This window comes from Oerskovia douganii, from assembly GCF_015142735.1.
Classification (GTDB): domain Bacteria; phylum Actinomycetota; class Actinomycetes; order Actinomycetales; family Cellulomonadaceae; genus Oerskovia; species Oerskovia douganii.
Genome location: NZ_JACSPN010000003.1, coordinates 65346 through 82590 on the forward strand (window position 1 = coordinate 65346; position 17245 = coordinate 82590).

Genomic DNA, 17245 nt, shown 5'->3' on the forward strand with positions numbered 1-17245 from the left:
CGAGCGGCTCGTGTCGTGCTCGGCGAGCGGGGCCGCCGGGTGGGGGAGCCTCAGCAGGCGCCGAGGTCCTTCCACACGCCCCAGTCGCTCGTGACGGGGGCGTCGCCGCGCGTCCACCACTTCGCCTGCCACGTGCGCCCGTTGTGGGAGACGGTGTTGCCACCGGTGTAGGTCGTGGTCGCGCTCCAGGGCGCCGCGGAGCAGGTGCCGCCCGTGGTGCCGCCGGTCGTGCCGCCCGTGGTGCCGCCCGTGGTGCCGCCCGTGGTGCCGCCCGTGGTGCCGCCCGTGGTGCCGCCGGTCGTACCGCCCGTGGTGCCGCCGGTCGTGCCGCCCGTGGTGCCGCCGGTCGTGCCGCCGGTCGTGCCGCCCGTGCTGCCGCCGGTTCCCGTGCCGAGGCGTGCACCGACCTGCGTCGCGAGCGCGTAGTTGTTCTTCTTGTCCCAGTTGATCGACCACGTCATGACGCCGCCGATCTTGCCGTACGGCGTCGCGGGCCTGAACGCGCCGCAGCCCGTCCCCGTCTCGAGGCAGTCGACAGCCTTGATGACGTTGGCGATCGGCTGGTAGCCGCCGCCGGCCGCGGCCTGGACCGCAGGGACGCCGATGCCGACCTGGTCGGGGCGCAGGCCCATCTCGAGCTGGATGCAGGAGAGCGCGGTCAGGAAGTCGACGCTGCCCTGGCTGTACACCTGCTGGTTGCAGCCCATCATCGCGCCCGAGTTGTAGTACTGGGTGTTGACGATCGTCAGGATGTCCTTGATCGCGAGCGCGAGCTGGTAGTAGCCCATCGAGGTGGCCTGGTAGTCGATGGTCTGCGGTGCCATCGCGATGATGAGGTTCGGTCCGGCCTTGGCCGAGAGCTGGTGCAGAGCGCTCGACATGTACGTGGCGTTGATGCCGTGCTCGAGGTCGATGTCGACGCCGTCGAACCCGTACTCCTGCATGAGGGCGTACGCGGTGTCCGCGAAGTTCTTCGCCTCGGTCGCGTTGGAGACGATCACGTTCCCCTTCTCGCCGCCCACCGACAGGATGACCTTGCGGCCCTGGGCGCGGATCGCGGCGATGTCGGCCTTGAACTGGGGCACGGTGTACCCGTTCAGCTCGGCGCTCGACAGGTTGAACGTGATGCCGCCGGGGGTGCCGGTCAGGTTGTCGGCGAACGCGACCGCGACGAGGTTGTAGGCGGGCGGGATGTCGCTGAGCGGCATGACGACCGAGCCGTTGTTGAAGTTGTGCCAGTAGCCCGTGAGCCACTGGTGGCCCGGGGCGGCCGCGGCGGCGACGGTCGTGGCCGCGGCGGCGGGCTGCGGCGCGGCCTGGGCGCTCGTTCCTGCGAGTGCGAGCCCCCCGAGGGCGACGGTCGCGGCGGTCAGTGCCGCGAGCAGGCGGGCCGGACGGCGGGAACCGTCGGCAGGGTGGCGATGAGTTCTCACGTGGTGCTCCTCTAGCAAGGGGTCCGGGACGTCGTCGTCTCACCGGGACCGTCGGAGTGGACCGATCAAGGTCGGCCATGGCGACGCTACGTGACGCGGGTCACGCCTGTGATGAGGGGTTTCACCATTTCTCCGGGCGTCGGGGCTACGGGGATCCCCCTACGCGACCCGTACCCGTAGTGGCCGTCCTGGGCCGCAGCACGGCGCGGTGGCGGGGGTGTCGAGCGGATCGTGGCGACGCGGAGGGGCCTCGCTCGAGAAGAACTTCTCGAGGGTGTATCAAACCTCGCGGCCAGCCCTCTCTCCCGGCAGGAAAGGGGCCGGTGCACCGTCGGCCCGCCGGATCGAGCGTGCGGGAGCACGGGGTGAAGGGAGGTGCCGGAATGGTGGAAATGCTTGTCCCACCAGGACAGACGCCCCTAGACTCGGGTACCCCCGAAGTTCCCGCGCGCGACCGAGAGCAAACGGCGTACCCAGCCATGACACGGATCACCGAGGACGTCCCGGAAGTCGACGAGCCGGAGGTGAGCCTCGGTGACAGGGGCGCAGCCGCCCTGCTGGACTACCGGGACGGGAAGCCCCAGGCCCTGGCCGACTTCGTGAAGGAAGCCACGCCGCTGCTGTGGCACACGGTGAGGGCTCAGGGGGTGGACCGGGAGCACGCGGACGACGTCGTCCAGAACACCTGGATGGCCCTCGTGCGCAACGCCCACACGATCCAGGAGCCGCACGCGATCCTCAAGTGGCTCCTCGTGACCGCCAAGCGGGGCGCCTGGGAGGCCGTGCGCAAGCACAGGGACGACAACAAGCGCCGGACCGAGCTTCCGGACGACGTCCTCGACGGCCCGGCGGGCGCCCTGCCCTCGCCGGATCCCACACCGGAGAACCAGGTTCTCGTGATGGAGCGGGACCGCCAGCTCTGGCGTGCGGTCCTGCGGCTGCCCGACCGCTGCCAGCAGCTGCTCCGGTTGATCTCGTTGGCCGACAGACCCGACTACAAGTACATCTCGAGCGCCATCGGCATGCCGGTCGGCAGCATCGGGTCCAACCGTGGGCGGTGCTTGGCAAAGCTCCGCGACATCATCGAGAGCGAGCAGGGGGACAGGACATGGGAAACGCCATGAACACACCGTTGGGGTACAGCCCCGGGGAACCGCTGGACGTCGTCGACCTCGAGATCCTCGCGGACATCGCGCGGATCCAGGTGGCGCTGGATCCTGTTCCCGTCGGGCTCGTCGAGCGCTCGCTGTTTGCGATCACTCTGGCCGGTCTCGAGGCCGAGGTCATGGAGCTCGAGTACGTGCGGATCCCGGAGATGTCGGTCCGGGGCGAGGCTCCTCCGGTCGAGGCGCGGACCATCACGTTCACGTCGGACTCCGTGACGGTCATGATCTCCCTCTCGCCCACCGAGGGGGGCCGGGTACGGATCGACGGCTGGGCCGCTCCGGCGGCGGAGCTCCTCGTGAGCCTGCACCGTCCGGGCGGGGTGAGCGAGACCAGGAGCGACGACGACGGCCGTTTCGTGTTCGATGCGGTCGATCCTGGTCCTGCCAGCTTCGTCGTGCAGCCCACCGGGTCGTCCGAGCGCGCCGTCAGCACCCCGGTCATCGAGCTCTGACCGACCCTCACCGCAGCCGCCCGACCACGGGCGGCTGATCGTCATCACTTTGCAGCCGTCCGACCACGGGCGGCTGATCGACCACCCGTGACCACCCGTCCTGAGGTACCCGTGTCCCACGCACAGGGCAGTGCGTCCGACGGCGGCGGTCCGGTCGGCACAACTCGAGGAGGAGCACGTGAGCAACAGCTCGACCGAGAGCGGCAACGCTCGACGATCGTGGCACGGAGACACCCCGGCGCGCCTGCAGTGGCGGACCCGGGAGCTCGACCCGGTCACGGCCCGCCGGACCGGGCGGGAGGCGTCACCTCAGCCGACCTGGTACGTCGGAGACCGCCTCCTGGTCAACGCGGCGGCACCGGAGAAGGGCGAGCCCGACCCGCGGTGGCTCCGACGGCTCCGTCGGGCGGCCGCGCGCCATCATCTGGCGGTCGAGATCGAGCAGGAGACGTACGAGGACCTCGAGCTCGTCGAGCGTGCGGTCGGGGCCGGGCTGGATCCCGCGGTCGGGGACGAGCTGCGCTCGGTCTTCGGCACGACGATCGTGCTGGCGCCGCAGGACAACGGGGCCCTGCCTGACGGCTGGGACGTCGTCTGCCTCCTGCGGGACGCGGGGATCGATCTCGACCGCGACGACGATGACGATGACGACGACGAGGACGGCAGCAAGGCCGCGGCGCGCAGCGAGCCGCTGCCCGCGGGCGCCTTCGTCTCGCTCGACCACGTGATCGTGCCGGGCGCGATCGGTGGCCAGCCGATGTCCCAGCCGTGGGACTTCACGGACTCGCAGCCGTTCGTCCAGGGCATGCCCAAGACCGCGGGACACCCCAAGACCGCGGGGCACCCCAAGACGGCGGGGCACCCCAAGACCGCAGGGCACCCGTTCGCCGGGATGGACGAGTACGCGGTCGCGGGTTCCGGTGGGCGCCAGCCCGTCGCCTGGGTCGGTGCCGCCCCGTGGCGGTCGATCCGTGGTGGCGACTCGGTCTTCACCGGTCCCGAGGGGCAGCGGCGTCCGGTCGTGGCACTCATGGACACCGGGGTCGGGAAGCACCCGTGGTGGAACCCGGAGGTCGTCGAGGGCAACGAGCCGCTGGCCGACAACGAGCAGATCGTGCTGCGTGACCCCCAGGTCGTTGGTGTGCCGGTCGGCCTGTGCCCCGACCCCGAGTTCGCGTACCAGGACCCCGAGCACGGTGGGGTCTCGATCTACCCGCTGACGGGCCCGCTCGACCCGGTCGCGGGGCACGGGACGTTCATGGCCGGGCTCGTGCACCAGCTGTGCCCGGACGCCGTGATCCTCGCCCCCCGGGTCTACGGAGGGTCGGGGATCATCCCCGAGCGCGACCTCCTGCGTTCGCTCCGGCGCATGCTCCTGTGGCACGTGCTCGGCCTGAGCGGCGTCGCGGGGTACGCGCCTGTCGACGTCGCGGTCCTGTCGCTGGGCTACTACCACGAGCGACCCGAGGACGCGGACTTCGACGCCCCGCTCGGCACCGTCCTCAGCGCGCTGCGACGCTTCGGGGTGCTCGTCGTGGCGTCGAGCGGCAACGACGGACAGGTGCGCGAGACGTTCCCGGCGGCCTTCGCCCCGCGCATCGACCGCCGGACGAAGCCCCCGACCCTCCTGGCCGGCCAGCGGCTGAGCTGGGACGAGCCCCCGATCATCGCGGTCGGCTCGAAGAACCCCGACGGCACGACGTCCCTGTTCAGCAACGACGGCACGTGGGTGACCTGCCTGCGCACAGGGGCCGGCCTCGTGAGCACCGCTCCGGTGACCATGGACGGGGTCATCGCGCCGTCCATGCACATGAAGGAGCTCTTCTCGGAGGGTTTCCGGGCGACGATCGACCCGGAGGGCTTCCAGGGCGGGTTCGCCGTCTGGAGCGGGACGTCGTTCGCCGCCCCGGTCCTCGCGGGGGAGCTCGCGGCCTCGTTGCTCAAGGCGGGCATGCCAGGAACGACCCCTCCGACACCGCACGGTGCCCCCGACCGCTGCCGCGAGCTGTGGCCCGTGGTGCACGGAGCGACGGGGCTGCTGCCGGTCGACTGAGGACGCGACCACCGGCATCTTCGTGGCCGGTGGGCCGTCGCTACCCCTGGCGACGGCCCCCCGGGCACGGTTCTGCGCGCCGTTGGATACCGTGTCCCTGTGAGCGACCTGGGTGATCGAGCGGCCTCCCTCTACGTCCGCGCCCGGAACCTGGACGACGCAGGCCGTTTCGCGGAGGCGCTCGACACCTACGAGGCCATGATCTCCATGCTCGGCGAGCCGCTCGCCCTGCGCGAGGAGGAGAGCGAGCTCGGTCCGCTGTGGGCGCGCGGGACCCTGGGGGCCGCCCGGTGCGGGTACGAGGCGACGGGGGACCTTCGAGCCGCCCTGGACCGGCTCGACGGTGCGGAGACCTGGTGCAGGAGCGCGGGTCTCGACGTCGAGCTGCTCGCCGTCCAGGGCCAGCGGGGTCTCCTGCTGCTCCGCTCGGGTGACGTGGCCGCCGCGCTCGCCGAGCTGGACCGGGCCGCTCCCGACCTGTCGGCCGTCGTCTCCCGGGACTCCGCGGTGCTCCTGCTGAACAGGGGAGCCCTGCACCTCGAGACGGGATCGGTCGACGAGGCGCGGCGAGACCTCGGTGCGTCGGTCGAGCACGCCCGAGCGGTCGGGGACATCTCGATCGAGGCCAAGGGGCGTCACAACCTCGGGTACGCCGAGTACCTGCACGGCGACCTGCCTCTGGCCCTTCGCCTCATGGACGAGGCCGGCGCCCTGGACCCCAGCGACGACGACGCCGTCGGCCTGCTCGACCGTTCCGTGGTCCTGCAGGAGGCCGGGCTGGTGACGGAGGCGGCCGCGGCGCTCGAGCAGGCGACGTCGATCCTGGTGCAGCGGGGCGCTCTGGCGGACCTCGCCAGGGTGCGGTTCGACAGCGCCCGGTGCCTGCTCCAGCTGCGGCAGACCGAGCGTGCGGCGGAGCTGGCCCACGAGGCCAAGCAGGCGTTCGTCGAGCAGTCCAACGCCGTCTGGGCGTTGCGCAGCGAGCTCGTGCGCCAGGAGGCGCTGCTCGCGGGGCTGACGGGAGACGCGCAGCCCGAGGAGTTCCGCAGCGTGGCCACGAGCGCGGGCGAGATCGCGCGTCAGGCGCACGGGGTCCCGCCCGTCCTCGTCGCGGTCCCGGCCCGGGTGCTGCAGGCCGAGGCGTCCGTGCGCGCGGGCGACGTGGACCTAGCCCGTGAGGCCCTGGAAGCCCTTCCGGCGTCCCCGCGGTCGTGGAGCCTGTCGGTACGGATCCAGCGCGAGGCGGTGCGTGCGCTGGTCGCGTTCGGCGACGGCGACCGTCGGCGTGGCCTTGCGGCGATCCGTCGCGGGCAGGACGTCCTGACCTCGCACCGCTCGCGCCTCGGTTCGGTCGACGTCGTCACGGCGTCGGCCGTCCACGGGGTGCGGCTCGGCATCGTCGACGTCGACGCGGCCTTCCGCACCGGACGGGCGAGCGCAGTCTTCGACGCGGTCGAGCGGGGACGTGCCGCGTTCGCGGGTACCGGTCGCGTGCGGCCTGCGGCAGACCCCGTGCTCGCCGACCTTCTCGTCGCGGCGCGCCAGGAGGTCGAGTCCGCGCGCGCGCTGGGGACGACCGCCGAGTCCCAGGTGCTCGAGCAGCGTCAGCGCCACCTGGGGGCGGCGCGCCGGTTCCAGGAGGAGGCCCGCAGGCGGACGTGGCAGCAGAGCGGCGGTGACGAGAGGAGGGCACGCTCGGCGAGCGAGCGGTCCGTGCGGCGCGCCCTCGCGGGGGCGCTCCCGGGGGCGACGGTCGCCAACATCGTGATCTTCGAGGGGCACGTGTCCGCCGTGAGGCTCTCCCGTGACGGTTCGGAGCTCCTCCGCCTGGCGCCCCTCGAGGACGTGGCGGAGCTCGTCCGGCGAGCGAGGGCGGACTTCTCGGTCCTGTCGAACGCCCTGATCCCGGTGCCGATGCGTGCGGCCGCGACGTCGTCGTTGCGCAAGGTGCTGACGCGGCTCGACGACGCGCTCCTGGCCCCGCTGCAGGCGTCGGGGGACCTGCACGTCGCGGCCCGGGACCTGCTGCTCGCCGTCCCGTGGACGGCGCTCCCGTCGCGCCGGGGACTGCGCACCTGGGTCAACTCCTGGGTCGACCTCCAGCGGTCCGCGGAGACGACACGTCCGAGCGGCGTCGTCGTGGTCGCGGGGCCGGGGCTTCGGGCGGCGGTCGACGAGGCGGAGCGCGTCGCGTCGGTGTGGGGCGGTGCCACCGTCCTCGTGGGGGAGCAGGCGACGTGCAGGAACGTCGTGGACGGGCTCGACGGCGCGGGGGTCATCCACCTGGCGGCGCACGGGACGCACGAGACGGACAACCCGCTCTTCTCGTCGTTGCGGCTCGCGGACGGCCCCCTCTTCGCCCACGAGCTCGACGGGATCGACCTGCGGGGCGCCGTGGTCGTGCTGTCGGCGTGCGAGGTCGGCCTGTCCTCGGTCCGCGTCGGCGGTGAGGCGCTGGGCCTGGCGAGCGTCCTGGTCAGGCTCGGGGCCCGGGCGGTCATCGCGAGCGTCGCGCCGCTGCGGGACGACGTCGCCGCGCGGATCATGCCCGCGCTGCACGCGGAGCTGCACCGGGGAGCGCCCCCGGGCGTGGCGCTGGCCCGGGCGGTCAGCACCGAGGACGAGCCCGTGCCGCTGGTGTGCTTCGGTCCGCTCGTCGCCTGAGCCGGTCGGGGCGAGGTGCCCAGGCCGGATTTGGTCCACGCGCCCGCGTCGCGTAACCTGTTCCAGTACCCAAGACCGCCGGTCGTACCGTCCTGCCCGCTGACTCGTCAGCTGCAGTCCGGACCGAAGTCCCGCAGAAGTGCGGAGGCCAGCGCAGGTGAGAGTTCACGGAGCGGGCGAGAGCCTGCACTTCGAGCCCCGCGCCTGCGCGGGGCTCTTCTCGTCTCCGCAGGACCTCACCCCCCAGGGCCCCCGCCCTGCGGAGACCGGTGGCACCACCACCGGAAGGATTGCCATGGCGAGGCCGGACAAGGCAGCCGCAGTCGCAGAGCTCACGGAGAACTTCCGCGAGTCGAACGCGGCCGTGCTGACCGAGTACCGCGGGCTCACCGTCGCGCAGCTCAAGCAGCTGCGTCGGTCGCTCAGCGGCAACGCAACCTACGCCGTGGTGAAGAACACGCTGACCGCCATCGCGGCCAAGGAAGCCGGCATCGAGATCGACGCCGACTTCAAGGGCCCCTCGGCCATCGCCTTCGTGACCGGTGACCCGGTCGAGGCGGCCAAGGGCCTGCGTGACTTCGCCAAGGCGAACCCCGCACTGGTCATCAAGGGCGGTGTCCTCGACGGGCGCTCCCTGACCGCTGCGGAGATCACCAAGCTCGCGGACCTCGAGTCCCGCGAGGTCCTGCTGGCCAAGCTGGCCGGCGCGTTCAAGCAGCCGCTCTTCCAGGCGGCATACCTGTTCAACGCGCCCGCTTCGCAGGCCGTTCGCACCATCGATGCCCTGCGCCTCAAGCAGGAATCGGAGAGCGCTGCCGCCTGATCCTCTTCTGAGGATCGCGCAGCACGCACACACCCCCTCTGCTTCCAGCAGGGCTCTGTGGATCGTTGACAGGGCCGCTGCCGAGCACCAACCGAAAGGACCGCCATCATGGCGAAGCTCAGCACCGAAGAGCTCATCGAGCAGTTCAAGGGCCTCTCCCTCATCGAGCTCTCCGAGTTCGTGAAGGCGTTCGAGGACGCTTTCGAGGTCACCGCGGCCGCTCCGGCCGCCGTCGCCGTTGCAGGCCCCGCGGCCGCTGCCGCCGAGGAGGTCGAGGAGAAGACGGAGTTCGACGTCATCCTCGAGGCTGCCGGCGACAAGAAGATCCAGGTCATCAAGGAGGTGCGTGCCCTCACGAGCCTCGGCCTGAAGGAGGCCAAGGACCTCGTTGACGGCGCCCCCAAGCCCGTCCTGGAGAACGTCGCCAAGGACGCTGCTGACAAGGCCAAGGCTGCCCTCGAGGGCGCCGGCGCAACCGTCACCGTCAAGTGATCACTGCCCTTCGGGGCGGTATCGCATGACAGGTCGCCTCGCGCGACCTGACAGGTAGCACAGGCGACGAGGCCCGCATCCCTCCGGGGGTGCGGGCCTCTCGTCGCCTCTTCGTCTCCCGGCCCGACGCCGGAGCCCGCCTTCCGCGTGAAGGCGACCGGCGCCGTCGGGCAGGGAGTTTCTTCGTGTTCTTGGGCGGCATATGGCGGCCACCGAGAAGATGTCCTCACCGGCCTGGTGGGGGAGTGCAGCGGCGTGACGACGGCCTTGACAGGCCGCGATTTCGCGCGGCTGGACACGCTTGACTGGGCCGGGTATGCTAGCGCTTTGCGCTCGCGTGTGCCCTCGGCACCCCCTGACTGCCCGAACCGTCTCCGGTGTGCGTCCATCGTGCACCACGGCAGCCTCAGGGGGAAGAGGTCCTCCAGCCACGCAGCGTACAGCGTGCAATCGATCTGCAGGGAAGGACCCCTCTTGGCTGCCTCGCGCACCCCTTCTGCTCCGTCCGCCGACGCTATCGCGAACCGCACCGCTTCCCGGCGCGTATCTTTCGCCAAGATCTACGAGCCTCTCGAGGTGCCCGACCTGCTCGGGCTCCAGACCGAGAGCTTCGACTGGCTGCTGGGCAACCCGGCGTGGCGCGCACGCGTCGACGCCGCGGCCGCTGCCGGTCGCCAGGACGTCCCCGCGACGTCGGGTCTCGAGGAGATCTTCGAGGAGATCTCCCCGATCGAGGACTTCGGCTCCTCCATGTCTCTCTCCTTCTCCAACCACCGCTTCGAGCCCCCGAAGTACTCGGCCGAGGAGTGCAAGGAGAAGGACTTCACCTTCGCCGCGCCGCTCTTCGTCACCGCGGAGTTCGTGAACTACAACACCGGTGAGATCAAGAGCCAGACGGTCTTCATGGGCGACTTCCCGCTCATGACCGCACGCGGCACCTTCATCATCAACGGCACCGAGCGCGTCGTCGTCTCGCAGCTCGTCCGTTCGCCCGGTGTGTACTTCGAGCGCCAGGCCGACAAGACCAGCGACAAGGACATCTACTCCGCGAAGATCATCCCGTCGCGCGGTGCGTGGCTGGAGTTCGAGATCGACAAGCGCGACGCCGTGGGCGTCCGTGTCGACCGCAAGCGCAAGCAGTCCGTCACGGTGCTGCTCAAGGCCCTGGGCCTGACCGAGTCGCAGATCCGCGAGGAGTTCGCCGACTTCCCGTCCGTGCTGGACACCCTCGAGAAGGACCACGTCCACACCGAGGAAGAGGCGCTCGTCGACCTCTACCGCAAGATCCGTCCGGGCGAGCCGCCCACGGTCGAGGCCGGCCGCTCGCTCCTCGAGAACTTCTACTTCAACCCCAAGCGCTACGACTTCGCGAAGGTCGGCCGCTACAAGGCGAACAAGAAGCTCGGCGTCGACGCCCCCCTCGGTGACTCCACGCTGTCCGTCACGGACATCGTCGCGACGATCAAGTACCTCGCCGCGCTCCACGCCGAGGTCACCACGCTGCCGGGCACCCGCAACGGCGAGCCCGTCGAGATCCGCGTCGAGACCGACGACATCGACCACTTCGGCAACCGTCGCATCCGCGCCGTGGGCGAGCTCATCCAGAACCAGGTCCGCACGGGCCTGTCCCGCATGGAGCGCGTCGTGCGCGAGCGCATGACGACCCAGGACGTCGAGGCGATCACGCCGCAGACCCTGATCAACATCCGCCCCGTGGTGGCGTCGATCAAGGAGTTCTTCGGCACCTCGCAGCTCTCGCAGTTCATGGACCAGAACAACCCGCTCGCCGGCCTGACGCACAAGCGTCGTCTGTCCGCGCTGGGCCCGGGTGGTCTGTCCCGTGACCGCGCCGGCATGGAGGTCCGCGACGTCCACCCGTCGCACTACGGCCGCATGTGCCCCATCGAGACCCCTGAGGGCCCGAACATCGGTCTGATCGGCTCGCTGGCCTCCTACGGGCGCATCAACCCGTTCGGGTTCATCGAGACGCCGTACCGCAAGGTCGAGAACGGCAAGGTCTCGGACGAGGTCGTCTACCTGACGGCCGACGACGAGGACCGCTACGTCATCGCCCAGGCGAACACCGAGCTCAACCCCGACGGCTCGTTCCGTGCCGAGCGCGTCCTGGTCCGCACCAAGGGTGGCGAGACGGCCGACGTCCTCGGCACCGAGGTCGACTACATGGACGTCTCGCCGCGCCAGATGGTGTCGGTCGCGACCGCCCTCATCCCGTTCCTCGAGCACGACGACGCGAACCGCGCACTCATGGGTGCCAACATGCAGCGTCAGGCCGTGCCCCTGGTCCGGTCCGAAGCCCCGCTCGTGGGCACCGGCATGGAGCGTCGTGCAGCCATCGACGCCGGTGACGTCATCGTCGCCACCAAGCCCGGTGTCGTCACGGAGGTCTCCGCGGACCTGATCGTCGTCGCGAACGACGACGGGACCACGACGAGCTACCGCGCGGCGAAGTTCCGCCGCTCGAACCAGGGCACGTCGTACAACCAGCGCGTCGTCGTCGACGAAGGTGCACGCGTCGAGGTCGGCTCCGTGCTGGCCGACGGCCCCGCGACCGACGAGGGCGAGCTCTCGCTCGGCCGCAACCTGCTCGTCGCGTTCATGTCCTGGGAGGGCCACAACTACGAGGACGCGATCATCCTGTCGCAGCGCCTCGTGCAGGACGACGTCCTGTCCTCGATCCACATCGAGGAGCACGAGGTCGACGCCCGCGACACGAAGCTCGGCCCCGAGGAGATCACGCGGGACATCCCGAACGTCTCCGAGGACGTCCTGGCGGACCTCGACGAGCGCGGAGTCATCCGCATCGGTGCAGAGGTCGGCGCGGGCGACGTGCTCGTCGGCAAGGTCACGCCCAAGGGTGAGACCGAGCTGACCCCGGAGGAGCGCCTCCTGCGCGCCATCTTCGGCGAGAAGGCGCGCGAGGTCCGCGACACGTCGCTCAAGGTCCCCCACGGCGAGTCCGGCACGGTGATCGGCGTCCGCGAGTTCAACCGCGAGGACGGCGACGAGCTGCCCGCCGGCGTGAACCAGCTGGTCCGCGTGTACATCGCGCAGCGACGCAAGATCACGGACGGCGACAAGCTCGCCGGCCGTCACGGCAACAAGGGCGTCATCTCGAAGATCCTCCCGGTCGAGGACATGCCCTTCCTCGAGGACGGCACCCCCGTGGACGTCATCCTCAACCCGCTCGGTGTCCCCGGTCGTATGAACGTCGGCCAGGTCCTGGAGACCCACCTCGGGTGGGTCGCGAAGCAGGGCTGGGACATCTCGCAGACCGACGGCGCAGCCGGCGAGGGCGACCTGTCCTGGAAGGAGCACGTCCCCGCGGTCGCTGCGTCTTCCGAGCCCGGCCGCCCCGTGGCGACCCCGGTCTTCGACGGACTCGAGGAGGAGGCCCTCACGGGTCTGCTCTCCACGACGCTCCCCAACCGTGACGGCAACCGCATGGTCGGCCGCGACGGCAAGGCACGTCTGTTCGACGGCCGCTCCGGCGAGCCGTTCCCGGAGCCGGTCTCCGTGGGCTACATGTACATCCTGAAGCTCCACCACCTGGTGGACGACAAGATCCACGCCCGCTCGACCGGTCCGTACTCGATGATCACGCAGCAGCCGCTGGGTGGTAAGGCGCAGTTCGGTGGACAGCGTTTCGGCGAGATGGAGGTGTGGGCGCTCGAGGCTTACGGCGCGGCGTATACCCTCCAGGAGCTGCTGACGATCAAGTCCGACGACGTCCCGGGCCGTGTCAAGGTCTACGAGGCGATCGTCAAGGGCGAGAACATCCCCGACTCGGGCATCCCGGAGTCCTTCAAGGTCCTCCTGAAGGAGATGCAGTCGCTGTGCCTGAACGTCGAGGTGCTCTCGAGCGACGGTGTCTCCATCGAGATGCGTGAGTCCGACGACGACGTGTACCGCGCTGCCGAGGAGCTCGGCATCGACCTGTCGCGTCGCCCCAACGCAGCATCCACGATCGACGAGATCTGATCTCGGAAGCGGTGGGGACGTCCCTGACGGATCGTCCCCACCGCCACCCGACACTCTGTAGCACCTCCACCGCGCCGGCCGGGACGAACCCCGGACAGGCCGGCAGACGAAGGAAGTAGGACCACCTTGCTCGACGTCAATGTCTTCGACGAGCTGCGTATCGGACTGGCCACGGCAGACGACATCCGTGACTGGTCTCACGGCGAGGTCAAGAAGCCTGAGACCATCAACTACCGCACCCTCAAGCCCGAGAAGGACGGACTCTTCTGCGAGAAGATCTTCGGCCCCACCCGGGACTGGGAGTGCTACTGCGGCAAGTACAAGCGCGTGCGCTTCAAGGGCATCATCTGTGAGCGCTGCGGCGTCGAGGTGACGCGCTCGAAGGTGCGCCGTGAGCGCATGGGCCACATCGAGCTCGCCGCCCCTGTCACGCACATCTGGTTCTTCAAGGGTGTGCCCTCCCGCCTCGGTTACCTCCTCGACCTGGCGCCGAAGGACCTCGAGAAGGTCATCTACTTCGCCGCCTACATGATCACGTCGGTCGACGTCGAGGGCCGTCAGGAAGACCTCCCCAACCTCCAGAACGAGATCGACCTGGAGAAGAAGGAGATCACGGACCGTCGCGACAACGACATCAACACCCGTGCTCAGAAGCTCGAGGCCGACCTGGCCGCGCTCGAGGCCGAGGGTGCTCGTGCCGACGCCCGCCGCAAGGTCCGGGACTCGGCCGAGCGCGAGATGGCGTCGATCCGCAAGCGGGCCGACGCCGAGCTCGACCGCCTGGACCAGGTCTGGGACCGCTTCAAGAACCTCAAGGTCGCCGACCTCGAGGGCGACGAGATGCTGTACCGCGCCCTCCAGGACCGCTACGGCAACTACTTCGAGGGCTCGATGGGCGCCGCGGCGATCCAGAAGCGCCTCCAGGACTTCGACCTGGTCGCCGAGGCCGAGCTGCTGCGCGAGATCATCCGCAGCGGCAAGGGCCAGAAGAAGACCCGTGCGCTCAAGCGCCTCAAGGTCGTCAACGCGTTCCTGACCACCACCAACTCGCCCACGGGCATGGTGCTGGACGCCGTCCCGGTCATCCCGCCGGACCTGCGCCCCATGGTGCAGCTCGACGGTGGCCGCTTCGCGACCTCGGACCTGAACGACCTGTACCGCCGCGTGATCAACCGGAACAACCGCCTCAAGCGTCTTCTGGACCTGGGCGCGCCGGAGATCATCGTCAACAACGAGAAGCGCATGCTGCAGGAAGCTGTGGACTCGCTCTTCGACAACGGCCGTCGTGGTCGCCCGGTCACGGGCCCCGGCAACCGTCCGCTGAAGTCGATCTCCGACATGCTCAAGGGCAAGCAGGGTCGTTTCCGTCAGAACCTGCTCGGCAAGCGTGTCGACTACTCGGGCCGTTCGGTCATCGTGGTCGGCCCGCAGCTCAAGCTGCACCAGTGCGGTCTGCCCAAGCAGATGGCCCTCGAGCTCTTCAAGCCGTTCGTGATGAAGCGCCTCGTGGACCTGAACCACGCGCAGAACATCAAGAGCGCCAAGCGCATGGTCGAGCGTGCTCGCCCGGTCGTGTGGGACGTCCTCGAAGAGGTCATCACCGAGCACCCCGTGCTGCTCAACCGTGCACCCACGCTGCACCGCCTGGGCATCCAGGCCTTCGAGCCCCAGCTGGTCGAGGGCAAGGCGATCCACCTGCACCCGCTCGTGTGTGCTGCGTTCAACGCGGACTTCGACGGTGACCAGATGGCCGTGCACCTGCCGCTGTCCGCCGAGGCCCAGGCCGAGGCGCGCATCCTCATGCTCTCGAGCAACAACATCCTGAAGCCGTCGGACGGCCGTCCGGTGACCATGCCCTCGCAGGACATGATCATCGGTCTGTACCACCTGACGAACGACAAGAAGGATGCCAAGGGTGCGGGGCGTGCGTTCAGCTCGGTCGCCGAGGCCATCATGGCCTTCGACGCCGGTTCGCTGGACCTGAACGCCGAGGTCAGCATCCGCATGGACGGGCTGGTCTTCGCCGAGGGCGAGGCCCCTGAGGGCTTCGTCCCGGGCGAGCCGTTCGTCTTCGCCACGACGCTCGGCCGCGCGCTGTTCAACGAGACGCTGCCCGTCAGCTACGGCTACGTGAACGGTGTCGTCGACAAGAAGAAGCTGTCGACGATCGTCAACGAGCTCGCCGAGACCTACCCCAAGGTCGAGGTCGCCGCCTCGCTCGACGCGCTCAAGGAGGCCGGTTTCCGCTGGGCCACCCGTTCGGGCGTCACCATCGCCATCTCGGACGTCGCGACCCCTGCGGAGAAGGCGACCATCCTGGAGGAGCACGAGGCTCGTGCCCTGAAGGTGCAGCAGGAGTACGACCGCGGTCTGATCACCGACGACGAGCGCCGCCAGGAGCTCATCGAGATCTGGACGCAGGCCACCGACAAGGTCGCGACCGCGATGCGGGCGAGCTTCCCGGAGCGCAACACCGTCTACACGATGGTCGGCTCGGGTGCTCGTGGTAACTGGATGCAGGTCCGTCAGATCGCCGGTATGCGCGGTCTCGTGGCGAACCCGAAGGGTGAGATCATCCCTCGCCCGATCAAGTCCAACTACCGCGAGGGCCTCTCGGTCCTCGAGTACTTCATCGCGACGCACGGTGCCCGCAAGGGCCTCGCCGACACCGCTCTGCGTACGGCCGACTCGGGTTACCTGACCCGTCGTCTGGTCGACGTGTCGCAGGACGTCATCGTCCGCGAGGAGGACTGCGGCACCGAGCGCGGCCTGACGCTGCCCGTGGGCGAGAAGATCGGCGACCGTCTGGTCCGTCACGACAAGGTCGAGACGAGCATCTACTCGCGCACGCTGGCCTCCGACGTGGAGGACGCGGACGGCAACGTCATCGCGAAGGCGGGGGAGGACGCCGGTGACCTGGTCATCGACGCTCTGCTCGCTGCCGGGATCGACACGGTCAAGGTCCGCTCGGTCCTGACCTGCGAGTCGCGTGTCGGCACGTGCGCCAAGTGCTATGGCCGTTCGCTGGCCACGGGCAAGCTCGTCGACATCGGCGAGGCCGTGGGCATCATCGCGGCCCAGTCGATCGGTGAGCCCGGCACGCAGCTGACGATGCGTACCTTCCACACCGGTGGTGTGGCCTCCGCGGACGACATCACGCAGGGTCTGCCCCGTGTGACCGAGCTCTTCGAGGCACGCACCCCCAAGGGTGAGGGCCCCATCGCGGAGTTCTCGGGTCGCATCACGATCGACGAGGCGGAGCGTACGCGCCGCATCGTCCTGACCCCCGACGACGGCTCCGAGGAGCTGGCCTACCCGGTGACGAAGCGTTCGCGCCTCCTCGTCAGCGACGGCGACCACGTCGAGGTCGGTACCCAGCTCGTCCAGGGTGCCGTCGACCCGAAGAAGGTCCTGCGCATCCTCGGCCCTCGCGCCACCCAGAAGCACCTGGTGGACGAGGTCCAGGAGGTCTACCGCTCCCAGGGCGTGGACATCCACGACAAGCACATCGAGGTCATCGTGCGGCAGATGCTGCGTCGCGTGACCGTGCTGGACTCGGGCGACTCGCAGCTCCTCCCGGGCGAGCTCGCGGAGCGTGGGCGTTTCGAGGACGCGAACCGTCGCGCGGTGTCGGAGGGTGGCCAGCCGGCCTCCGGCCGTCCCGAGCTGATGGGCATCACGAAGGCGTCGCTCGCGACGGACTCGTGGCTGTCGGCGGCCTCCTTCCAGGAGACGACGCGCGTCCTGACCGAGGCTGCGATGAGCGGTCGTCGTGACCCGCTCCTCGGCCTCAAGGAGAACGTCATCCTCGGTAAGCTCATCCCGGCCGGTACGGGTCTGCCCCGCTACCGCAACGTCGAGGTCGAGCCCACCGAGCAGGCCAAGACGGAGCTCTACCCGAGCTTCGGCTACGACGAGATCGACTTCCAGGGGCTCGGCATGGGCTCCGGCGAGGCGATCCCGCTCGAGGACCTGGACTTCGGCGACTACCGCTGACCCTGACGGCGTGACCCGGCGACCCTGCGTCGTCGGGTCGCGTCCGTCCAGGTAGCACAGGGGGTGGTCGCGGTGCGCTCGGCGCGCCGCGACCGCCCCCTTCTCTTTGACTACCTGCCACCTGGCAGGTAACGTAGTAGACCGTGCCCGCGCCGTCGTGCTCGCTG

At 69.8% G+C, this 17245-nt stretch carries 9 protein-coding genes; 8 read left to right on the forward strand and 1 reads right to left on the reverse strand.

The annotated features are described in order from the left end of the window. Positions 1–50: 50 nt before the first annotated feature. Positions 51–1433, reverse strand: coding sequence for a glycosyl hydrolase family 18 protein (locus H9623_RS03305; protein WP_193718668.1), 1383 nt, complete (start codon positions 1431–1433; stop codon positions 51–53). Positions 1434–1912: 479 nt separating this feature from the next. On the opposite strand from H9623_RS03305, the gene H9623_RS03310 reads away from it, so the two are divergent. The 8 genes from H9623_RS03310 (at position 1913) to H9623_RS03345 (ending at position 17078) form a co-directional block, all read left to right on the forward strand. After that, a complete protein-coding gene (locus H9623_RS03310; protein ID WP_193718669.1) occupies positions 1913–2557 on the forward strand; it encodes an RNA polymerase sigma factor in 645 nt (214 codons plus the stop codon). Then, entirely contained in the window at positions 2554–3051 is a 498-nt protein-coding gene (locus H9623_RS03315) for a carboxypeptidase-like regulatory domain-containing protein (protein WP_193718670.1), read from the forward strand. The genes H9623_RS03310 and H9623_RS03315 overlap by 4 nt, the downstream gene beginning before the upstream one ends. Positions 3052–3229: 178 nt before the next feature. Next, positions 3230–5104: a S8/S53 family peptidase gene (locus H9623_RS19905; protein WP_193718671.1), complete on the forward strand. Its 1875-nt coding sequence runs from the start codon at positions 3230–3232 to the stop codon at positions 5102–5104. A gap of 99 nt (positions 5105–5203) precedes the next feature. After that, on the forward strand, positions 5204–7768 hold the full coding sequence (locus tag H9623_RS03325; RefSeq protein WP_193718672.1) for a CHAT domain-containing protein: 2565 nt from the start codon (positions 5204–5206) through the stop codon (positions 7766–7768). Between the two features lie 295 nt (positions 7769–8063). Next, positions 8064–8591 (forward strand): 50S ribosomal protein L10, encoded by a 528-nt coding sequence (gene rplJ, locus H9623_RS03330; protein ID WP_193718673.1) that lies wholly within the window; start codon positions 8064–8066, stop codon positions 8589–8591. A 108-nt stretch (positions 8592–8699) separates the two neighbouring features. After that, positions 8700–9083, forward strand: coding sequence for a 50S ribosomal protein L7/L12 (gene rplL / locus H9623_RS03335; RefSeq protein WP_030151946.1), 384 nt, complete (start codon positions 8700–8702; stop codon positions 9081–9083). A 474-nt stretch (positions 9084–9557) separates the two neighbouring features. Further along, a complete protein-coding gene (rpoB, locus tag H9623_RS03340; protein ID WP_193718674.1) occupies positions 9558–13082 on the forward strand; it encodes a DNA-directed RNA polymerase subunit beta in 3525 nt (1174 codons plus the stop codon). A 126-nt stretch (positions 13083–13208) separates the two neighbouring features. Then, entirely contained in the window at positions 13209–17078 is a 3870-nt protein-coding gene (locus H9623_RS03345) for a DNA-directed RNA polymerase subunit beta' (RefSeq protein WP_193718675.1), read from the forward strand. Positions 17079–17245 lie beyond the last annotated feature (167 nt).